17 protein-coding genes and 3 pseudogenes are annotated in these 21,738 nt (G+C 37.0%); 4 read left to right on the forward strand and 16 right to left on the reverse strand.

Features of this window, described 5'->3' with window-relative positions:
• Window positions 1-79 precede the first annotated feature (79 nt).
• The 12 genes and pseudogenes from uvsE to AC503W_RS10000 form a co-directional block, all read right to left on the reverse strand.
• Window positions 80-1,051: a UV DNA damage repair endonuclease UvsE gene (uvsE, locus tag AC503W_RS09945; protein ID WP_494917144.1), complete on the reverse strand. Its 972-nt coding sequence runs from the start codon at window positions 1,049-1,051 to the stop codon at window positions 80-82.
• A 206-nt stretch (window positions 1,052-1,257) separates the two neighbouring features.
• Window positions 1,258-1,755: a PCYCGC motif-containing (lipo)protein gene (locus tag AC503W_RS09950; RefSeq protein WP_494917146.1), complete on the reverse strand. Its 498-nt coding sequence runs from the start codon at window positions 1,753-1,755 to the stop codon at window positions 1,258-1,260.
• Window positions 1,756-2,018: 263 nt separating this feature from the next.
• Window positions 2,019-2,585: pseudogene (locus AC503W_RS09955) on the reverse strand (helical membrane plugin domain-containing protein); the annotation flags it as partial.
• A complete protein-coding gene (gene fdhF / locus AC503W_RS09960) occupies window positions 2,578-5,541 on the reverse strand; it encodes a formate dehydrogenase subunit alpha (RefSeq protein WP_494917148.1) in 2,964 nt (987 codons plus the stop codon). The pseudogene AC503W_RS09955 and the gene fdhF, both read right to left, overlap by 8 nt.
• 230 nt (window positions 5,542-5,771) lie before the next feature.
• A pseudogene (gene pulA, locus AC503W_RS09965) lies at window positions 5,772-7,724 on the reverse strand (type I pullulanase); the annotation flags it as partial.
• Window positions 7,725-8,160: 436 nt separating this feature from the next.
• Window positions 8,161-10,287 carry an ATP-dependent Clp protease ATP-binding subunit gene (locus AC503W_RS09970; RefSeq protein ID WP_494917151.1) on the reverse strand — a complete coding sequence of 709 codons (2,127 nt, stop codon included), beginning with the start codon at window positions 10,285-10,287 and terminating at the stop codon, window positions 8,161-8,163.
• A gap of 201 nt (window positions 10,288-10,488) precedes the next feature.
• On the reverse strand, window positions 10,489-10,932 hold the full coding sequence (locus tag AC503W_RS09975; RefSeq protein WP_427651816.1) for a C40 family peptidase: 444 nt from the start codon (window positions 10,930-10,932) through the stop codon (window positions 10,489-10,491).
• Between the two features lie 189 nt (window positions 10,933-11,121).
• The gene (locus AC503W_RS09980; RefSeq protein ID WP_427591298.1) at window positions 11,122-11,748 is read right to left on the reverse strand and encodes a metal-dependent hydrolase; all 627 of its coding nucleotides are present in this window, start codon (window positions 11,746-11,748) and stop codon (window positions 11,122-11,124) included.
• Between the two features lie 261 nt (window positions 11,749-12,009).
• On the reverse strand, window positions 12,010-12,975 hold the full coding sequence (locus tag AC503W_RS09985) for a nucleotidyltransferase family protein (protein WP_494917157.1): 966 nt from the start codon (window positions 12,973-12,975) through the stop codon (window positions 12,010-12,012).
• Window positions 12,975-13,439: a signal peptidase I gene (locus AC503W_RS09990; protein ID WP_494917159.1), complete on the reverse strand. Its 465-nt coding sequence runs from the start codon at window positions 13,437-13,439 to the stop codon at window positions 12,975-12,977. The genes AC503W_RS09985 and AC503W_RS09990 overlap by 1 nt, the downstream gene beginning before the upstream one ends.
• Window positions 13,429-13,695 (reverse strand): PqqD family protein, encoded by a 267-nt coding sequence (locus tag AC503W_RS09995; protein ID WP_494917161.1) that lies wholly within the window; start codon window positions 13,693-13,695, stop codon window positions 13,429-13,431. The genes AC503W_RS09990 and AC503W_RS09995 overlap by 11 nt, the downstream gene beginning before the upstream one ends.
• Complete coding sequence (locus AC503W_RS10000) at window positions 13,695-14,465, reverse strand: hypothetical protein (protein WP_494917163.1); 771 nt, start codon at window positions 14,463-14,465, stop codon at window positions 13,695-13,697. Before AC503W_RS10000 ends, AC503W_RS09995 begins: the two co-directional genes overlap by 1 nt.
• 561 nt (window positions 14,466-15,026) lie before the next feature.
• Between AC503W_RS10000 and AC503W_RS10005 the strand changes: the two are divergent.
• The 3 genes and pseudogenes from AC503W_RS10005 to AC503W_RS10015 form a co-directional block, all read left to right on the forward strand.
• A pseudogene (locus AC503W_RS10005) lies at window positions 15,027-15,434 on the forward strand (Ig-like domain-containing protein); the annotation flags it as partial.
• Between the two features lie 51 nt (window positions 15,435-15,485).
• Window positions 15,486-17,306: an Ig-like domain-containing protein gene (locus AC503W_RS10010; protein WP_494917325.1), complete on the forward strand. Its 1,821-nt coding sequence runs from the start codon at window positions 15,486-15,488 to the stop codon at window positions 17,304-17,306.
• Window positions 17,307-17,321: 15 nt separating this feature from the next.
• The gene (locus tag AC503W_RS10015; protein ID WP_494917164.1) at window positions 17,322-17,474 is read left to right on the forward strand and encodes a hypothetical protein; all 153 of its coding nucleotides are present in this window, start codon (window positions 17,322-17,324) and stop codon (window positions 17,472-17,474) included.
• Between the two features lie 149 nt (window positions 17,475-17,623).
• Here the strand turns inward: AC503W_RS10015 and AC503W_RS10020 are convergent, their stop codons facing one another.
• The 4 genes from AC503W_RS10020 to AC503W_RS10035 form a co-directional block, all read right to left on the reverse strand.
• The gene (locus tag AC503W_RS10020; protein ID WP_494917327.1) at window positions 17,624-18,052 is read right to left on the reverse strand and encodes an IS3 family transposase; all 429 of its coding nucleotides are present in this window, start codon (window positions 18,050-18,052) and stop codon (window positions 17,624-17,626) included.
• Window positions 18,027-18,317 carry an IS3 family transposase gene (locus AC503W_RS10025; RefSeq protein ID WP_494917166.1) on the reverse strand — a complete coding sequence of 97 codons (291 nt, stop codon included), beginning with the start codon at window positions 18,315-18,317 and terminating at the stop codon, window positions 18,027-18,029. The genes AC503W_RS10020 and AC503W_RS10025 overlap by 26 nt, the downstream gene beginning before the upstream one ends.
• A 59-nt stretch (window positions 18,318-18,376) precedes the next feature.
• A complete protein-coding gene (locus tag AC503W_RS10030) occupies window positions 18,377-18,592 on the reverse strand; it encodes a hypothetical protein (RefSeq protein ID WP_494917168.1) in 216 nt (71 codons plus the stop codon).
• 135 nt (window positions 18,593-18,727) lie between these two features.
• Window positions 18,728-18,937 carry a transposase gene (locus AC503W_RS10035; RefSeq protein ID WP_494917170.1) on the reverse strand — a complete coding sequence of 70 codons (210 nt, stop codon included), beginning with the start codon at window positions 18,935-18,937 and terminating at the stop codon, window positions 18,728-18,730.
• A 251-nt stretch (window positions 18,938-19,188) separates the two neighbouring features.
• Here AC503W_RS10035 and AC503W_RS10040 point away from each other — a divergent pair, with 251 nt between their 5' ends.
• Entirely contained in the window at window positions 19,189-21,522 is a 2,334-nt protein-coding gene (locus tag AC503W_RS10040) for a right-handed parallel beta-helix repeat-containing protein (RefSeq protein WP_494917172.1), read from the forward strand.
• Window positions 21,523-21,738 lie beyond the last annotated feature (216 nt).

Below are 21,738 nucleotides of genomic sequence, written 5' to 3' on the forward strand. Positions count from 1 at the left end.
TGTAAACTAATATATAAATACCTGATAAATTCATAAAAGTCAACTATTTTACCAAGTATTTAAAAAATATTATATTTTATCAGTGTATATAAAAGCTCCCCCCATCAATGATTTCAATTTCAGGAAATTCTTTTATTTGGTCCATTAACTGGAATAGAGCTCCATCCTTTTGTTTTGCTTCAATCATACAATCCAACTGTGGTAAACTCCCCTTGATTTCCCGTAAAAAATCGACAAACATATTAACATCCACAAAATCTGCATGTGCTCTAAATTCTTTTTCATTCCTAGGACTAGAAATGTGCATTTTGGGTGGTAATTTCGAATAGTGCCATGTATTAAGGATACGATCCCAATGCTCGCTCCAATCTTCATCCTTAGAATGATGAGCTAGATAGTGATGATAATCAAATACAAGAGGTACGCCCAGTTTTTCACATAAGTAGAGTGTCTCTGATAAAGTGAAAGTCGTATCGTCATTCTCAAGGATAATCATCCTTTGAAGAGATTCTGGGATGATCCCCCAATTTAGTATGAACTGTTCCAAAGCTTTCTCGTTTTCGCCATACCCTCCACCTACATGGAGAACACACCGATGCTCAGGATCAATACCTAGTTTCTTCAATAATAAAAAGTGCATTTTCAGTGTTTTCATTGAAGTTTTTAGTATATCAATATTGCTACTATTCAAGATGACAAAATGATCTGGATGAAAGTCTATCCGCACTTCTGGATGAGATAGAAGGAAATCTTTTATCTTGTTCAGTTCATCAGCCAGTGGTTCAAGATAGTCCCATTTTGGTATTTCTGGATGGTTTACTAGAGGTATAAGTTTTGAAGAAAGACGAAAAAACTGGATATCATATGCCGCATTATGTATGAGAAGACGCCAGCAATTTTGGAGATTTGAAGCGGAAATCCTTTCTAACTTTCGTATTGCAGCTTCTTTATCTTTAATTTTAGAGAATTGTGCAAAAGTCATCGTTTGAGAAGGCGAACAATGTGGTACTTGATTGCTCATAGCTACATAACCAAGGCGGATTAAAGTCAATATGAAAACTCCCTTGAATGTCTTATATGAGGAAGTATCCCCATAGCTCCTATTATTATTACATCTTGAGCTTAGGATTTCTGATTGCAAGATTGGAATCAATGCCTACAAAGAAAAAGGGATAAAATAAAGAAACAGATACATAAGTGCACCTGTTTCTTTATTTTGGATTTATTTTCATTCCTTTTTAGTACCTGAACTCTTACTTACACTTCAGGAGTCGGAGTTGGTTTAGCATACCCTTTTTTATAGGCTTTATCTACTTTGTCCCGTATATCCTTTATCGTCATTCCATCATTTAAATCAAGGATGGATTGTGCTGCTATCTCTAGGCATACTCCACATTTGGTCCCATGATCATCCCAAACTACTGCTCCATTTTTTTTATTTTCATGGATAAAACAATCGTAATTGTTTTTGTGGCCAGCTTCCTCTCCACATCCACAGTAACACGGTATTTTTTCCAATAACGCCTGGTTTTGGGCAACGGCTAAATAGATGGTTTTCATGTCTTCAGGTTTTCCAGAAAGAAACTCAGGTGCTGTAGCTTTGTTAATAGTTTCTTGCTGAACATCCCCAGAAACGGTATGGTCATGGCTCTCATGACTAGTTTCTTGCTTCACTTCACTTTTCTCTTCAGTACATGCTGAAAGTAATAAAGACGAACACATACCGAGACTTAACGCTGTGTATTTAAGTTTCATTTTTACACTCCTTGAAAATTTTGGTTACCCTTATTTTATGTGTAAAAGTTTTAAACTACAAGTGGATTGTTTAAATGAAACCTTAAAAAAGGACCCTCAGTATAAGGATCCTTCTCTCGTTATTATTCAATTTTATTTTGTTCGTTCTTTTGCCTCTTTGATAGAAGCGGAAGGGTCATGAGGGAAACCCCTGCTGCAATCCAAAGCCAATTACTGCTTTTTCTTGATTCTCTTCCGCTTTTACTGGGCATACTTGAACCGAAATCTTTCTTTGAAGTCGGTCTTTGAATGGTTGCCTGTTCATTTTCTTTATGAACTTGTTGATCTTCTGGTAATTGAGTGGTTCGTTCTAAATCACTTGTGTCTTCTCCCATTCCTTTTAAGAAGGTCATCAATAACGTCATCGCTTGTTTTACTTCTTTGTCATTTAATGAACGTACCAATGAAAGGTAGCCGGATTTTTCATCCGATTTATCAATTTCTGCGACTCTGGCTATACCTGAATTCACCTTCAGGATAAGTGGCTCCAGCTGTTTAACATTTAGCGTTCCTAATGTTCCAAGCATGAGAAGAAGGTTTTTTAGAGTATTGGCTGTTTCAGGAGTATCCGCTGTTTTGACCAGAATATTCAGGACTTTATCTCCTTCCTTCAGCAGGCTGTTGACCATGGAAAGTATCCCACGGTCCTGCATGCCTTTCATGACTTCGAACGTTTCTTTAATGACCTCTTTATTTTCGAGAAGAGTTCTTTCAATATCTTCGAATTCAATTTTTCGTAATTCCTCTTCACTGAGTTCTATGCGATTGATTACTTTTGTCGCTTTAGCCACGGTTCCTCAACTCCTTTTTTAATTTTAAGAGGTCACCAGGGAAAATATAATCTTCACGGGCCCATTTTTTCTGTACTTGTACCCCGATTTGAGGTTGAGGATTACCATTACGATGGTTGATGCGAGGTAATGGATTTTCTCCTTTCGCCTTCAATACTTCCATTTTTGCCTGTACTTCTTTATAGGCTGGAGTATCCGTGTCTTTATCAGCATAGCTGCTGGTCAAAAAGTTGATGGCGCCATCTCCCGAATCATTCATTGGCAAGTAGACCTCTTTACCTTTCACTCGATCGGTAATGAGACACTGTATTTTTACATTTCCGTATGGAGAAGAAAGGCGGACTAGCGTACCATCCTCTAGGCCTCTTTCTTCAGCCAATTCAGGTGAAATCTCAAGAAATGCATTTGGAGTCTTGGAAGTGATTCCTTTCGATTTATATGTTAGATTTCCTTCATGGAAATGCTCTAATAATCTTCCATTATTCACATGGATATCGTATTCTTCTCCAAAATCGATTGGTTTTGACCATTCAACCGGGAATAGCCGTGCTTTCCCATCCGGGAATGGGAATTCTTCTGTAAATAGAAGTGGTGTATCCTGACCATCTGCGGCAACGGGCCATTGAAGGCTATTGTATCCTTCTAACCGCTCATAGCTTACACCTGCATAAATTGGTGATAAGCGAGCGGCTTCATCCATGATTTCACCTGGGTGAGCATAATTCCATCCGGCACCTAACCTATTTGCCACTTCCATAATGATTTGCCAATCAGGTTTAGAGTCACCAAGGGGTTCAAACACTTGGTACAATCTTTGAATACGGCGTTCCGTATTTGTAAACGTACCCTCTTTTTCAAAACTTGGGCTAGCAGGAAGAACGACATCCGCAAATTCAGCAGTTTTGGATAAAAAGATATCTTGTACTACGAAAAAGTCCAGCTTTTCAAATGCATCATGTACATAGTTGATATTGGAATCGACTAATCCCATATCTTCCCCTTTTAAATACATGGCCTTTAAGGTGCCTTCATGGATGCCCTCGACCATTTCATGATTGTTCAGTCCAGGCTTTGAAGGTACTGGTGTGCCCCATATTTTTTCATATTTATCCCGGACTTTTTTATCTGTGACCATTTCATATCCAGGAAGTTTGTCCGGCGTACTACCAAAGTCGCTGGCTCCTTGAACATTATTATGACCTCGTAATGGATAGGTACCTGTTCCTGGTTTTCCATAGTTACCAGTAATAAGCATGAGATTGGAAATGGCGGTGCTTGTATCACTTCCACCTATATGCTGTGTTACACCCATTGCCCAAAGGGAAACAGCACTGTTAGCTTCATGAAGTGCTTCTGCAATGGTGATTAAATCTTTTTTGCTTACTCCCGTATGCTTTTCTGCATAGTCCATTGTAAAAGGTTCCAGGCTTCTGATGTATTCATCCATGCCATTCACACGATCTTTGATGAACTTTTTGTCAGCCCAGCCTTTATCGATGATATATTTAGACACGGCTGATAACCAAACGATATCTGAACCTGGAGCCGGTTGAATGAATAAATCAGAGCGTTCAGCCATTTCATGTTTCCTGATATCAGCAACGATTAATTTTTGCTTTCCAAGTTTATGTGAACGTTTAACCCTGGTCGATAAAACTGGATGAGATTCTGAAGTATTCGATCCAATGATCAAAACAAGTTCAGATTTTTCTATATCCTTAATTCCACCTGTATCCCCACCATAACCGACGGTCCTGAACAAACCAACGGTTGCTGGGTTTTGGCAATATCTAGAACAGTTATCGACATTATTGGTTCCAATAACGCTTCTGGCCAATTTTTGCATCAAGTACGATTCTTCATTTGTACACTTTGAGGAAGTAATGAAGGCTAAAGAATCAGGTCCGTTTTCTTTTTTGATTTCAGTGAATCTCCTAGTAATTAAATTCAGTGCCTCTTCCCATTCGGCTTCGCGGAAAGCATCGCCTTCCCTTATCAATGGCTTAGTTAGCCTTTCTTCACTATTCACGAAATCCCAACCGAATTTACCCTTTACACAAGTAGAAATACCATTTGCCGGTGCTTCTGCTTGTGGTTCTACTTTTAATATTTTTCTATCTTTTGTCCACACGTCAAAGCTGCAGCCTACACCGCAATATGTACAAACGGTCTTTGTCTTTTTGATTTTTGCATCACGCATGGCAGATTCCATATCAGAAATGGCTAAAATAGATCCATATCCAGTTTCGACATTTTTGGTAATTTCAATCATTGGTCTAAGGGTTTGTTTAGCAATGCCTGTCAAAAAGCCCGCTTCCCCTTCCATTCCTTTTTCCATCATCGCGTTACATGGGCAAACAGTTGAACAATGGCCGCATGATACACATGATGATTCATTGATAGGAACATTATTATCCCAAATGACCCGTGGTCTTTTGGCTTCCCAATCAATCGATAATGTTTCTGTTACTTGAACATCTTGACAGGCTTCTACGCACCGGCCACAAAGGATGCATTGATCAGGGTCATATCGGTAAAATGGATTGGATTGATCCACTTCATAAGGTTTTTGATCAAACGGAACACTTTGGTGGTTCACTTTCATTTCTTTCACCGTATTGTGGATTTCACAACCGCCGTTATTATAATCACAAACCGTACAATACAATTCATGGTTATATAATATCTTATCCATTGCCATTACCTGTGCTTCTTTCACATCAGGTGCTAATGTATCAATCACATCTCCGTCTTTGATTTCAGTTGAACAAGATCTCACAAGTTCACCATTTACACTAACGAGACACGTATCACAAGTTTCAATCGGCCCTAAGCTTGGATGATAACAAACACTAGGAACCTCTATTGAACTATCATTAAGCATTTGTAGCACTGTTTGGTTGCCATCCAGAACTGTCTCCGCTCCATTAATTTTTATATGTACTTTTTCTCGCAAAATAAACTCCTCCTAATACAAGTGGTCAATCTATAAATCTAATTTACCCTGCTTAAAAACGCCTTAAACTTGTTAAAATAATGGATAATCACATCTGTCCTGGAATCTTCCGGTACTTTTGATAGCATTTTAGATTCAAACTTGCCATTAGAACGATTCATCTTATCTTTTTTCACGAAAAAAAGAAAGAACGCAATTTACCGTTCTTCCTTTTCGGTTCTCATGAGATATTAATCGGCAGCACTTTTTATCACAAATGAACTTAAGGGTGATACGTTAATATGACTACCATGAATTACTTCTATTGTTTCTAGACCCGCTTTCTGTCCATTAACTAAAAGTGACCACTTTTTTAGATGAGGCAAAGTAATGTCGATTGAATGCCAGTTTGCATTATGAATGACAACTATATTTGAATCTTCTGTCATTAATGAATAAGCTATTACATTTGCAGGAGCATCGAGGAACATCAAGTGCCGTTCAATCTCTTCAGCCGAAGTAAGTCTAAATACAGGATGTTTTTTTCGCAAAGCAATTAATCCTTTTACATACTCTACTTCATGGTCGAATTCCGCTCTTCGTTTCCAATTCAGTCGATTGATCCAATCTGGGGATTGATAGCTATTTTCATCTCCATCTTTTGTTCGCATGAATTCTTGACCGGCATGTATCATGGGGATTCCCTGAGATAACAATACGACAGAAGTTGCCAATTTATGCATCTGTTTACGTTCTTCATCTGACACGTCAGGTTGGGTGATGACAAGCTTATCCCATAAAGTATAATTATCATGTGCCTCTACATAATTTATGACCTGGGATGGGGTCTGGTACGTAGCTAAATGATCATCGTATTTCAATCCACCAGCAATTCCCCTTTTTACGATATCTTCCATGCCTTGTTTGCCGTTGACAAAGCCCCTATCGTATTTATCCATTACAAAACCTTTCAAGCCATCTCTAATGGCGTCATTAAAATGAGCAATACCCGGCATCTTATGCGCGTTTTTCTGGTTTGCCTTCAAGGAAGCATCCAGTGGTGTATTCATATCCCATCCTTCACCTAACAGAATGATAGACGGATCAATTTCATGAACAGCTTTTTTCACCTCATTCATCGTCTCCACATCATGAACCCCCATAAGATCGAACCGGAAGCCATCGAGGTGATACTCTTTTGCCCAATAAACCACAGAGTCGACAATGAATTTACGCATCATGTTATGTTCGGAAGCGGTGTCATTCCCTACCCCCGTCCCATTAGAAAGTGTTCCGTCTTCGTTATAGCGGAAAAAGTAATTGGGTACGAGTTTATTAAAATTTGAGTCATCCACTGTATATACGTGATTGAAAACTACATCCATGATGACACGTAAACCTTGATCATGCAGCGTTTGAATCATCTGCTTTAACTCTCTAATTCTTAGTTTCGGCTGATAAGGGTCCAATGAGTAGGATCCTTCGGGTGCATTATAATTTTTTGGGTCGTATCCCCAGTTATATTGAGGCTCAGTCAATCTCGTTTCATCTACCGTAGCAAAATCAAATATGGGGATGAATTGAACATGAGTTACACCTAAGTCCTTAATATGATTGATTCCTGTTTTCGTACCATATGGGCTTATAGTATCTGTTTCAGTCACACCTAAATATTTACCTTTTTGTTGAATCCCACTGTCAGGATGAATTGATAAATCCCTGATATGAAGTTCATATATAATCGCATCCTCCGGTTTAGCTAACGATGGCTTATCAGTACTCCATTTTTGGGGATTGGTATCATTTAAATTAATGACTACCCCTCTATTCCCGTTAACTGTGACGGCACGGACGTATGGATCCACAGCTTCATTCCATACATTACCGACTTTCACTTTGTATGTATAAATCAAGCCATCTTGATCACCTGGAAGTTCAGCCGTCCACGTTCCCTTCTCCGAGCGCTTCATATCAAACTCGGTACCAACAGGATCATCCCAACTTTTATACGTAACAAGCTTAGCTTCGCTTGAAGTAGGTGCCCAAAGACGAAAAGCTGTTCGATCTAGTTGAAAGTCATTCCCCAAATCATTTCCATCATAATAATAAAGGTTATCCATTTCTTGCGGGCTCATTGGGTCAATTTCTGCAACCGGCAAGGAGTCCAGAATTTTTTCGATTTCTTTTTCCTTAGGTGCTTGATTGGTATTTTCCTCTTCGAAATAAGAAAGTGAATCTTTCATAGGTCACTCCTCCAATGAAATTCCCCTTATGAAATAGGAATTCGTTTTTTTATATACTATTTTGATTTCATTTGAATGGCCCAATCCATAAAAGTGAATGCACTTTCCTTTTAATTCCACAACTGTTTCACCATCAAACATATACCATTTTTCCCATCGTTACACAATATTATATACTATGCTCTCTGCAAAAAGAAATAAGTCCTTGTTTATACCTAACAGTTTTCTATTGCAGTTCCTTCAAGTAATTGGTGTCATTATCAAAAAAACTATTTCAAACAAAGATTTCATTAAAGGAATTCTAATTATTCAACTAAAGTAGCGGTCTTTATAGAACGTTTTAAAAAATGCCCCCATTACAGTCATACTGTCTTGGAGGCATTTCTAGTACTAATCATTATGAATTGATAATTTTCAATTGGTCATCTTCAACGACTGCTTTGAAGTTTTTCACCTCAGGCTGTTCAAAAATATAGTCTGTTATGCCATCTTCAAGTTGTTCCTGAAGAACACGGCGAAGCGGCCTTGCACCAAACTGTGGGTGATAACCCATTTCAATCAATTTGTTTCTGGCTTCATCCGTCACGACAAGTGATAAGCCTTGAGCAGTCAGGTTTTCTTCAAGTTCATGAATCATGATATCGACAATTTGTAATAAATCTTCTTTCTTCAGTGCGGAGAACTCGATAATACTATCAAATCGGTTTAGAAATTCCGGTTTAAAGAAACTGCCCAATGATTGTAGGATTGAAGCTTCTTCAACAGCAGTGCTCGTACCGAATCCCATAACTTTTTGCTTTTCACCGACTCCAGCATTACTTGTCATGATGATGACAGTATCTTTAAATGTTACAGTCCTTCCTTGACTATCCGTCAGACGACCATCCTCAAGAATCTGTAAGAACATATGCATCACATCAGGATGGGCTTTTTCAATTTCGTCCAATAAAATAATGCTGTAAGGTTTACGGCGAACTTTCTCAGTTAATTGTCCTGCTTCCTCATGACCAACATAACCCGGAGGAGAACCAATCAATTTAGAAACACTATGTTTCTCCATGAATTCACTCATGTCAAGGCGAATCATAGCTTCTTTATCGCCAAACAGTTCCTCGGCTAGCGTTTTAGCCAATTCAGTTTTACCCACGCCGGTCGGTCCAACAAAAAGGAAAGAGCCGGTCGGACGGTTTTTGGATTTTAAACCTGCACGGCTTCGACGAACAGCTTTTGCAACCTTTTTGACTGCTTCTTCTTGACCAATGACTTTTTTCATTAAATCCTCTTGAAGATGAATCATTTTTTTCTGTTCATCTTCCTGCAGCTTGCCTATAGGAATTCCCGTTTTTTGTTCTATAATCCTTTGAATATCTTCTACAGTGACATTCGGTTTAGCTGCATTGGCTCCAGCCTGTAGGGATTTTTCCAACTTTTCTTCTTCATCTCGAAGCTCAGCCGCTTTTTCGTAGGCTTCTTCTTTTAGAGCCAATTCTTTTTCTTTAAAGATTTGTTCAAGACGTTGTTTTACTACATCCTCTTGACTATATTCAATCGTCAAATTTTGTTTTGAGCCGGCTTCGTCCATTAAGTCAATTGCTTTATCTGGTAGAAAGCGATCTTGGATGTAACGATGTGAAAGTTCGACAGCTGCTTCCAGCGCTTCCTCCGTATATATGACTCCATGGAAAGACTCGTAACGATCTTTCAGACCTTGTAAAATGACTATCGCTTCTTCTGTTGTCGGCTCATCAACTTGTACGGGTTGGAATCGTCGTTCAAGTGCCCCATCTTTTTCAATTTTCCGATATTCAGAAAGGGTCGTTGCACCCACAAGTTGAAGTTCACCGCGTGCTAAGGCAGGTTTTAAAATATTCCCTGCATCCATTGAACCTTCAGCTGAACCAGCACCTACGATTTGGTGAATTTCATCAATGAATAGAATGACATTCTTTCTATCTTGTAATTCACTGATTAATTGTTTCACTCTTTCTTCAAATTGACCACGAATGCCTGTGTTCGTTACAAGAGATGCCATATCGAGTGAAAAAACCAGTTTGTTACGCAATTTTTCCGGGACCTTTCCTTCAACAATTGCTAAGGCCAATCCTTCTGCAATAGCTGTTTTACCAACGCCAGGCTCACCAATCAAAACTGGATTGTTTTTGTTTCGTCTATTTAACACTTCGATGACTCTTTTGATTTCTTCATTTCTTCCAATGACCGGATCAATGAGTCCTGCTTTTGCAACATCATTCAGATTGTGACCATACTCTTCAAGCAAACCTCCGTCTTTATCTTCTTGTACGGGTTTTGATGGAGGCATGTTGCTACTATTAAAAGGGTTGAATGAATTTGAAAATCCATCAAATTGGAACTTTCCTGTATCCATTCCTCCCATGGCTGCACCAAGTTTATTTTGTTCTTCTTTATAACAAGTGGAGCACAATTTGACATCATGCTGTTGCCCATTCATATTGAGATGAACCTGAATATTTGCTTGGTTTTCATGACATTTTTCACATAACATATGAGTACTCCTCCTTATTTATTATTACGAGTTATCATTTGACTTTGACTAACTTTGACCTTATGCCTTTATTATACATTGACCTTCTTTGACTTTCAAGAATTTTGCTTGACTAGTTTTAGTGCACATTTAATCTGTTAAATAAAAAAAGAGACTGAATTCAGCCTCAATTTCCGTTTCTATAAGGAATAGTTTTACTAATTATATACGTTTTGCCCCAATATACTGTGGTTTCCAATAACTATTATTCGTCTTTGCGTAGGTAACTCCCTTGGAAGATGCGGAGTGTATGAATTTATTGTCACCTATATATATCGCTACATGCGTTGGTTTTTTTGCTTTATTCGGTGAGAAGAACATTAGATCCCCTTTTTTCAAGGTTTTAACTTTCTTTCCTTTTTTGTAAATGTCAGCAGCTGTTCGCGGTAATGTCTTTCCAGCTTTGTTATATGAATATTTCACCAAACCTGAACAGTCAAAACCGGAAGAAGACATACCACCCATTTTATATTTCGTCCCTAATTCACTTTTAGCGGTTTTAATTGCTTTGGTATGATAAGATGCAGCTTCTACATTGTTTCCAGTAAAGGAACCAAATCCAATCATTGTAACTAACGACAATCCGACAAAAATTTTCTTTAACAATATAACTTACCCCCTGATGCAATATGCTAAACCTAATATACTAGAAAAGTCATAACATGCGCATCACAGGGACTTTACAATTATATTACATTAGTAGATTTAGGAAATAAACGATACTAAAATAAAGATCACCTTATATAAAAGGAAAGGAGCCGCAATGTCTCTATTAAAGAAACACTGCGGCTTTTCCTAAAATTCCTTTGAGAAAAATGGTAGCAATAACTTTACCCCCCGTTTATTAAAGGGCAGAAACTTCATATCAGCCAGCAAATGACTTATGTACCCTAAAATGCAAGTAGTGAAAATCCCTTCAGTCCCCAATGTCTCTTGGAACTGAAACGCAATCACTCCAAAGAATAGAACCCCCGCTATCGAATGGGTATAACTACGGTGCGGTGTAAAGGAAGCTAGTATAATATAAATTCCTAAAAGCCATAGCCAGTCAACATCTAAAGAGAGCCCAGTCCCTAAAATACCAAGACCTGTAAGAGTCAACATATGTCTTTGTGTTATAAAAGAAGAAATGATAATAATACCGATACCTGCGCCTACACCTAGCCATCTCTCCGTTTCAGAACTTGCTAAAAGACTATAAATGATCATAAGAACTCCGATGGTTTGAGCCAAAGTTCGAATGAATTTGTGAGAAAAGGTAATCTTATTACTCAACTTCCCGTCAATATCCATGTCAGGCATTAATCCTGAAACTCCACCTACACCGACTAGAAATAACGTGGTGGTTGGATCGGTCTGTAGAGTGTTCGCCGTTAGAAATCCTACTGTTGCCCCTATTGCCATATGTGCTGTTCCGTTCACTTTCTCTCCCCTGTTCCTCTAAGAAGTTAGCTTACAAACAAGAAACGAATGTTTGTTCGAATCTCGTCTTTTTAACTATACATTATTTTGGATTAATTTTCTTTAATTTAGGGAAGAAAATTTACCTGTATATTATCTTAGAGAGCTATATTCTTTATTGGAAGAGGGAAGTCATCAGATTGTTTTACGAACGAGAGTTAAACACATGAAAGTTCAAAGGAGCGAAGTAAAATAGTTGTGTATGTGGATCCTATCTGGTATTTAATATTTAGGATGCAGCCAATGATAAAGCTCAACCATGCTATGTTTTGGGGAATCGTAACTAAGGAATGAATAATCAATGAAATCCACATACTTTTTTAATGGTGAATTCCGTTGATCATAAGAAGTCGGAATCTCATCAGGAAATTTTTTGATTAAATGAAGAGTCGGTAACTGATGGTATACAATTGATAACGTTCTGATGATTCTTTTTCTCGTTTTGTGGCGGCTTGCATCTTCCAGTAATCTTTTATAATCAATATCCAGAGTAGAAATCAGTTGGATAATATCAATAAAATATTTTAATGATTCCATATTATGCCGCCATCCGTGTAGGCAAATCATATAAAAAAGATGAAACTCAGAAAATTGTTTAATAAAGAAAGAGTCATTTATTGATAATGCTTCCTCCCAAATTTCTTCAACACAAAAATTTGCAGTAGTCTGCTTTAAAATATCCCAATGAAGTTCGACCGTTAAGGGAATAGAAGAACCAGGTAGGACTTTACTGTATGAACGATGAAAATGGAATGGGATTGGTTTCCTCTCTTCTATGTATCCCAAGCTTTTAACTATATCAATAGCACGATCCATATCAGTAGGTTTAATTAATAGATCAATATCAGAGGTTGGTCGTGATCCTAGATGACCAAAATGTTGTTCAGCAAATGCAGTTCCTTTTAACGGAATGATATCTATGCCGCTTTTTTCAAAAACATTCAGGATTTGGTTCGTTTGATTTTTAATAAGGATATTTTGGAATAAGACACGTTGAAATTTTTCTTTTAATATTTGTTGATAGAACACCGGAGTTGCCTCCAACCTCCCTCCCTGCTTCATAATAGTATATGTTTGTGCGTGAACATTCGATTTTTCAATATCATCAAGAAGCCCCCAATAATAGGCTGAATCGTTGGGCAGCCCTATATGTGAATCATATAGAATGTGCAACAATGTAGGATTCATTAATTAACCCCTCCCTTTTTCCTTCGTTGAAAATTGATATACCTTCGTAAAACAATCGTCAACATTGGAACAGACATAATCAGTTTCCCCCATGTTTTAGCTAGAAAATTAGAAACATAAAGTTTAGTATGCCTTTTTTGAACATAAAGCAGCTTACCGACAATCTGTTCTCCATGTATGGGCTGATCGTAGCCCAAATTCGTGTCTCCTTTGAAAAGGAATTGCCGCTGTTGATTATTCTTCATTTCCTTATAATAACGGTGCGCAATCAATCGCTTTGTTGCACTATAAAACAATACAATATCTCCCTTTTTCAATTGAACTAGCTTACATTCATTAAAATAGCAGATATCACCGCTTTTTATGAAAGGGTACATACTATTCCCTTGAGCTGGTAGATGAAAAGATCCTTCTTTTTTCACCACAGTTTTAAATAAGTCTACTGTCTCTTTATCAAACAACATTCTGAATTAAACCAAAATTTAATAAGTCAGTTAAGTAATTTTCTATATCAATTTTAGATTCATCTTCTGTCGTGTCATATTGATTCGTGATTTTCTGAATCAAGGAATCCACCGTTTGAGCCTGGCTTAGAAGATCCCAACAATATCCCCCGAGTCCGTTTAATTTTGTGACTGTGAATGTATCCGTATGTAAAATAATCCACTCATCATCAAGCTGTGTAGCTTCCACATGATTACTTTGTATATATTGAATCATTACGAGATCAGCTCCCAAAAAGAATTATTTTTTTGAAAAAAAAGATTATATCCTGGCACCTGGTTTGCAACTTTAGTTAACATGCCCAAAATCACTTTAGTATTCACTGGCTCATCGGACCAATAAAACACTTTATCAATCAAAGTTAAAAGCGTGTCCGACTTCGCTAATTTACTTCTTCGATTAGTAAGTGACTGATGTAAAAATTGTATACTACCTAATGGTAAGTGGCCCTCTTCTCCCTCTGATCGTAGTTCACTTCGAAAAGGTGAATTAAAAACTTCTACTTTATCAGGGGTAACTTTTAAAATGGTCGCTTCGTCCGACAGAAGATTTCTGGGATATGATAGTTTAGCAGCCGTTGATTTTCCAGCTCCCGAGTGCCCAGCAAAAATGTGAGCTTTTCCGTCATCAATCACACAGGAGGAGTGAAGTAACAACCCCCATTCATGATATACAATGAATGAACTATATAAATTTATGAATGCATGCTTTAAAGCCAACTCATTATAAGCGGAAATTTCGGCAAATTGGTAACCTGCATCTACTTCTACTAGATAATCCGATCTTCGGAAATAAATTCTATCAGCCGTTTTAGTAACATTCACCTCGTAATCTACAAAAGGTTCTCCAAATTCCATCTGGACGGTTATGGTAAGATCAGGATTTTTATTTGAGTTTCCTAAATCACGAAACATTCCGTCTATAGTATCAGGAGCATTTTCTATCTGGATAAAATGTTCCCCTATTTTAGTTTGAATTATTTTCATAATTAGTTCCTTTCTTTATGATATTAGTAATATTATCCTATAGAGGTCATTATAAGGGATTGTTTATTCTTTTTAAAGAACAAATTGCAAGCGATATATAATATATTGCTCATAAATTTAAACATACTTGCCATTTCCAAAGTCAAAATGATGAATTAATGAATTCATTAATTATTTTTCAAACGTATTGTTCTTTATCAAGAACGATGGTATTCTGAAAAATATAGGGTATTTAGTTCTATATAACGTGAGATATATCGAGTGAGTGAGGAATACATACCATTACCTTCAACCTGTTCTCTCCGTGCTTATTCTTTATAAATAAAGATATTTTGATAGGGGGAGGGTACCAAAGATAGTTTAGTTTCTATAAAACATTCTTTACTGGGGGAAGATTTTATGTTGTTTACAAGGTATTTTAAAACGCTCACTATTTTAATGCTAACGATTTTCTTTATTTATCTAAACGGTAGCTCGCAAGCCTATGCAACAAATGGAGGTGGAAAAGGCAATAAATCTGTCCCTGTAACGGGTGTTTCCTTACATCCGGATACCTTATATATGAACGTTAAGGAAAAAGATGAAAGACTTACGGAAACGATTAAACCTTCTAATGCCACAAATAAACAGGTCACCTGGACTTCTTCAAATACTAAGGTAGCCACGGTATCTGGCAGTGGAATTGTCCACTCTGTAAGTGCGGGGTACACTACGATTACTGTCACTACAAAAGATGGTAACTTTAAAGCTAGAACCACAGTAATTGTAAGTAATCCAAATATTGAAGTAAAAGGTGTTTCTTTAAATCCACATTCATTAAAGCTAAACATCGATGATAAAGATACTCCACTCAATGCGACAATTAAACCATCGAATGCCACTAACAAAAATGTCACCTGGACTTCATCCAATCCGAGTGTAGCTACAGTTTCAAGTAGCGGGCTTGTACATCCTGTCAAACCGGGTACAACTACAATTACTGTTACAACACAGGACGGGAATTTTAAAGACAAAGTCACTGTGACGGTTTGTGATCCGGTTATCGCTGTTTCATCTGTGCATTTAAATCCGAAAATAGTAACCCTTACTGTTGATGGAGAAGACGCAACATTAAAAGCAACAATTAAACCATCGAATGCGACAAATCAGGAACTCATTTGGTTATCTTTTAACCCAAAAGTAGCTACCATATCTTCTGATGGAGTAGTGCGCGCCATAAGTCCTGGAGTCGCCATAGTAAAAGTATTTACCAAAAATGGACATTACGATTGGTCCTTGATAACCGTGTGTGCTAGTAAACTAGTACCTGTTAAAAGCTTATCAATCAATCCAAAAAATGTAGACATGACTGTCGGTGGAAAAGATGCCGCATTAACAGCCGCAATATCACCCAATAACGCTACTAACAAAAACGTCGTCTGGTCTACTTCTGACCCTAGTATTGCCACTGTGAAAAATGGCATCGTCCATGCTGTCGGTCCTGGCACAGCTATTATTACTGTTTCAACAGAAGATGGCAAACTTCAAGACAAAGCTAAAGTTAGTGTTGCAGTACCGGTGACAGGAGTAACCGTTGATCCTAATTCTCTCAATCTTACTGTTGGTGGAAAAGATGCAACGTTAACTGCTTCGATCGCTCCATCCAACGCATCAAATAAAAATGTCACTTGGTCTACCTCTGACCCAAGTGTGGCAACTGTCGATAACGGAGTCGTTCACCCAGTCGGACCAGGTAAGGCTATGATTACCGTTACGACAGAAGATGGCGGGTTTACCGATACAGCAACTGTTATTGTAACGGTTCCTGTAACCGGTATATCACTTGACCCTAAATCTCTTGACCTAATCGTAGGCGGAAAAGATGAAACACTAACTACTACGATTGCTCCATCCAATGCATCAAATAAAAATGTTACTTGGTCTACCTCCCACCCAAGTGTCGTAACTGTCGATAACGGTGTCGTTCACCCAGTCGGACCAGGAAAAGCTACAATAACAGTTACGACAGAAGACGGTGGTTTCACCGATACAGTAGCCATTACCGTCACGGTTCCAGTTACTGGTGTATCAATTGATCCAGAAATACTTAATCTAATTGTTGGTGGAAAAAACGCAACGTTAACTGCTACCATTGCTCCATCCGATGCCACTAACAAGAATGTCACTTGGTCTACTTCTGATTCAAGTGTAGCCACTGTAGAAAATGGTATCGTCCATCCTGTTGGACCAGGTATAGTAATTATTACAGTTACGACGGAAGATGGGGGATTCATAGATACAGCAACCGTTACTGTAACAGCGCCAGTGTTAAGCGTATCACTTGACCCTAAAACACTGAATTTTAATCTAGGCGATGCGGACCAAACCTTAACGGCAACGCTAAATCCGTCCAATGCCACTAATCAAAATGTTACTTGGTCTACCTCCGATCCGAGTGTAGCCACTGTAGAAAATGGTATCGTCCACCCTGTCGGTCTAGGCCAAGCCACCATCACGGTCACGACATTGGAAGGTGGATTAACTGATACAGCTATCGTAACGGTTATTGACCCAGACACAATACCGCCGGTCACAAAAAATAAAATGACTCCTATTTTCAACGATAAAAACACCTATATCATCGCGTTAACCGTTACTTACACAGCGACTGATGATAAATCCGGTGTAAAAGAAACCTTATATCGTATAAACGGTGGTGCTTGGCAAGTCTATACAAATCCATTTGATGTCTATGCCGAAAATACCCACACCTTGGAATACTACAGCATTGATAAAGCGGGCAACAAAGAAAAAATCAACGTATACGATTTTGACAAAGGAACATGCTCTTGCTCCAAGTAAAAAGGAGGAAATATAATGGAAAAGAAAAACAAAGTCAAACTGAAATATGAAGCACCTAAAGTTTTGCATCATCAAAATGTTACCTTTGAAACAGCTATCTCTGCTGCTGGACATTGGGAGTTTCAAATTGTTAATGGTGAGTGGATGAGGGTTTTTGTTCCAGGTTAATTGGAAATGAAATTTAATATTGAAAAATCCGTTATAATCGTATAAGTGATGTGACCCCTAAAAGTTAGAGTTTTATATTACGCAGCCAATTGGTTGGTGTGAAGATGGTATTGAACCGGGCTCATACCAGCCAATTTCTGTTTAATGCGTTAGTTATTATAATAATGAACGTAGGATTCGATATCTCGTTTCAGTTCCTCGTACTTGGGAAGTGGTTCACCATAATACATCTCTTGCTTTAACAATCCGAAGAAGTTCTCCATAGGCGAGTTATCTAAGCAATTTCCCTTTCGGGACATACTTTGGAACACGTGATGTTCTTTCAATGTAAGAACCCATTTTCTATGCTGATAATGCCAGCCTTGATCTGAATGGATGGTCGTTCGGTACCTTGCCTCTTTTACTACTCGAAGAATTTCCTTCAAAGGCTCCATCACGAAGTCCAGTGTCGGATGCATATTCATCCCATACGAAAGAATTTCACCATTATACATATCCATAATCGTACTGAGGTAGAGTTTACCTCCATCCGCACACTTAAATTCTGTAATGTCAGTGGTGAGTTTTTGAAAGGGAATAGGGGTTTTGAACCGGCGATGTTCTGTTCTTCGCTACCTTGCCGATCGTTCCTTTGTACGAACTAAAACGACGTGATTTCCGGATGAACTTATCCCCCTTCAAACCTCTCTTTTTCATGATGCGTTGTACTTTCTTATCATTCACTAGGATTCCCCGGTTCTTTAATGCTAAACGAATCCTGCGATAGCCATAGTTTCCATTGTGCTCAACAAAAATGGATTGTATCGTTGTTTCCAGATCCTGATGAGAATTTTTTTGATTCATTATTTTTACATGATAATGATAAGAGGATTCTGGAATGCCAATGACCTGAAGCACATCCTTCAGTCGGAATTCTTCTTTGAGTTCGAATGATAGCGCTGCTTGTGCTTTTCGAGATAGCCTTCCGGATTCATCTGAAAAGCTCGCAACTTTTTTAGGTACTCAACCTTCAAACGGAGAAGTTCATTTTCACGTTCTAGTTTCTGTTCACATATCATCTCTTTGTCTTTTACAGGTTGTTTACTTCTTTGACTGTTCTTCTTCGCTTTGTCTGACATGGCTGGCCTTCCTTTCGGTTTGTCCAGGCCTTCAGCACCACCCTCAAGAAGTTTTTATTCCACGAAGAAATCATCGATGGATTCGTTAAGCCGAAGAGAAGAGCTGTTTCAGTTAAAGATGCGCCTGTCCTTTTCCTAAAGCTTAGTACATCCAGCTTGAATTGAACAGGATAGTTTTTTTCTAGAAAGTCCAACAGCACCGTGTTTCTTGTATATATTTACCCAATTTTTAAGTTGCGTAGATGATTTGATTTCGTATTTACGCACGAGTAGTTCGTAGCCAAGGAGACCCTTCAGATACTCTCTCACAACCATCAACTTAAAATCCTCACTATATTTAGCCATACTAAAACACCCCAAAAGTTAGATTTTGACTCTAACTTTTGGGGTGCACTTCAAAGTTACGATAAGATCCAACACAAGTTCTTAGATTTTTCAGTTATGCCAATTCCACAAAGTTTAAGTTGACATTAATTAGCTTACTTGTCCAATCAAAAAAATTTCCACTTCATATAATATCTTAAAAGAGTTAAAGAAACACAGTAAAAAACATAAAATATTTATCAATTAAACATTAAAAAGGAGTGTCTTAAAGCTTGTATACAATTGACCTTGTCAAATGGAACATAAAACAGGGATTACCTAGCAAGCCTTATACAGTCGCAGATTATATGACCGCAGATGCAAATATTCAAGGGATAAACAATGCAATCCAATTTGCTACAAATAATGGGTATACGACTATAGTTTTGCCAAGAGGACAATACGCACTTTGTTATCCAAGAGCGATAAAAATGGTTAGCAATATGACTTTGGACTTAAATGGATCCACCTTGAAAGTCATTTATGATTCTGATAAAAAATCTCCTTTTGATAACAGGACAACAACTGATTATTACAATTTCAAAGGTAATAGTATAGAATTTGATAATACTACAAATGCTCATTTAGTTGGCGGAACAATTATTGGTTGCAGAGATGACCGAAGCTTTTCAAATCCAACAGCTGAAAGAAAAATGGAACATACTTATGGTGTAGTGTTTCAAAAGAGTACAAGATATAGTTCTATAAAACATTGCATTGTAAGAGATTATATGGGAGATAATATTACATTCACCAGTTCAGCAATTAAAGAATTAGTCGAATTTAACATGTATCTAACATTAAATTCATTAGATTATACAACTGGACAATTAGCTACTTCTTCCAATTCTTTAACAACAGGATATATTAATATTCCAACTGATGTAGAATTTTCTTCTTTTCAAATCGCTGGTGCAGGTTATTCAAGATTAACTAATTTAATGAACAAGGAAGTAGATGTCTTCTTTTACAAAGCAGATAATACTTTTATTGGAGTGCTTAAAAAGAAAAAAATTTATACTGATATTTCTATACCTGTTTCAGCTTCGAGAATGAGAATGCAATTCACCAACGAAACTAATCCTGGTAAAAATCTTCAAATAAGTTTAAAGTTTGGTTTAATTCCCCACCATAATCTAGTTGAATTCAATGAGATATTTAATGGCCATAGAGGAGGCATTTCACTTGGAGGAAGTTATAATATTATACAACACAATACAATTAGAGATAATGGGAAAGGAACTAACAGTTTTCTAGACGGCAAATATATTTTTAGCGATTCAACTAGATACGGGATTAATCAAGAAGACTCATACGGAGATAACTGTGTGATTAGAAACAACCTCATATATGGAAGTAATCACGGGATTCTTGCTGGATGTTATTCTATACAGATTGAGAATAATCACATTTACAATATGGATATGATTGGTATTAATCTGTATAGTCTATTATATGCTAACATTAAAGGGAATATAATACACAATTGTGGATCCTCAATTGGATTAATGAATTCTAACTTTGTCAATGCCTATGTTAATATATCAGAGAATAGTATATACGGAGGTAATTTCGGTGTCGCTGCAAATAACTCTTACCAAATAAATATTGTTAATAATAATTTTGTGGATATCACAGGAGTGGATTTGGGGGTTAGTAATCTTAACAATACATTTAGGAATAACCGTATAAAGTTCGCTACTTTAGTCGGCGTACCAGTAATTTCGATGTATAAAATGGAAGATTGCATAGTGGATTCCCTATCATTAAAAGAAATTAGTTTTAAGGTTTATAAATTTAATAGATGCTCATTTAACAACTTGAAGATAAACGTGCAGACCCGTAATGATAAAACCTTTAGTGAAAAAGTTATTATGGATAATTGTGAATATACCAATAGTATTATTAATAATCATACTTTTATTACCAAAGATAGAGAAGTAACTATTTTAAATTCAAAACTCATAGATACTGTTGTGAAGGTTGGAAATATTAATTCTCAAGGTTTTTCCTCAACGACTATTCTAAACAATTGCGAAATAGTTGCTATTACTTTAACTTATATATTCGCAACTGATTTTAATCAACCTAGCGGAGTAATAAAACTAAATGAGTGTAATATTGAAATTTCTAATCCTAAATTTAATTTTCTCATCTTTCACGAAAAAATTGTTAATCAGGTGTTCACTCTAATTATAAACGACAGTAATTTTAATTATAAAGGAACTAATCCGATTTTAAAACTAGCTTATTATAATAATAGTAAACCTATGGTTAAACTAATTTCATCAGAAAACACCTTCAATAATATAACTTTACCTATACCCGATACAGCCATTTTCGTGGGATTTAATCCAGAAATTGAGTTCAAACAAACTGTAACCCTTCAATCAGATGGCAATAAGTTCTCAACTACCATTGTGCATAACTTAAATACACTAGAACCATTTATTTTATGTGTATCTGGCTCTACTATTATTGATCCTATAATCACACTAGTGAATGAAAATACAGTTAAAATAACCTATTCAGATAAAATAAATGTGAAAATTTATGTGAAAAGATAATTTTATATTTTTCTTTTCGATTTTTTTGAAATCTACCAATAGAAGAAATTGGTAATACTTCTTGGTTATTTCCTAAATGTATAATAATTTATTATACATTTAATATTTGCATTGCGGCTCCACTGGATAAAAAATCTAGTGGAGCTTTAGGAAACTTTCCCCCTTTCCCAGCAAGATATTAATATACATGTTTGTTTATATAAAAGAGAAAGATAA

The sequence above is a fragment of the Peribacillus suis genome, assembly GCF_059384845.1.

Excerpts from the sequence above, each read along its gene's own strand:
- AC503W_RS09995 (WP_494917161.1), bottom strand. The coding sequence starts at position 13,695 with ATGATTCAATATATACAAAGTAATCATGTGGAAGCTACACAGCTTGAT.
- AC503W_RS10000 (WP_494917163.1), bottom strand. The coding sequence starts at position 14,465 with ATGAAAATAATTCAAACTAAAATAGGGGAACATTTTATCCAGATAGAA.
- AC503W_RS09990 (WP_494917159.1), bottom strand. The coding sequence starts at position 13,439 with ATGTTGTTTGATAAAGAGACAGTAGACTTATTTAAAACTGTGGTGAAA.
- AC503W_RS09985 (WP_494917157.1), bottom strand. The coding sequence starts at position 12,975 with ATGAATCCTACATTGTTGCACATTCTATATGATTCACATATAGGGCTG.
- AC503W_RS10015 (WP_494917164.1), top strand. The coding sequence starts at position 17,322 with ATGGAAAAGAAAAACAAAGTCAAACTGAAATATGAAGCACCTAAAGTT.
- AC503W_RS10030 (WP_494917168.1), bottom strand. The coding sequence starts at position 18,592 with ATGTCAGACAAAGCGAAGAAGAACAGTCAAAGAAGTAAACAACCTGTA.
- AC503W_RS09950 (WP_494917146.1), bottom strand. The coding sequence starts at position 1,755 with ATGAAACTTAAATACACAGCGTTAAGTCTCGGTATGTGTTCGTCTTTA.
- AC503W_RS10035 (WP_494917170.1), bottom strand. The coding sequence starts at position 18,937 with ATGGCTAAATATAGTGAGGATTTTAAGTTGATGGTTGTGAGAGAGTAT.
- AC503W_RS10025 (WP_494917166.1), bottom strand. The coding sequence starts at position 18,317 with ATGAATCAAAAAAATTCTCATCAGGATCTGGAAACAACGATACAATCC.
- AC503W_RS09970 (WP_494917151.1), bottom strand. The coding sequence starts at position 10,287 with ATGTTATGTGAAAAATGTCATGAAAACCAAGCAAATATTCAGGTTCAT.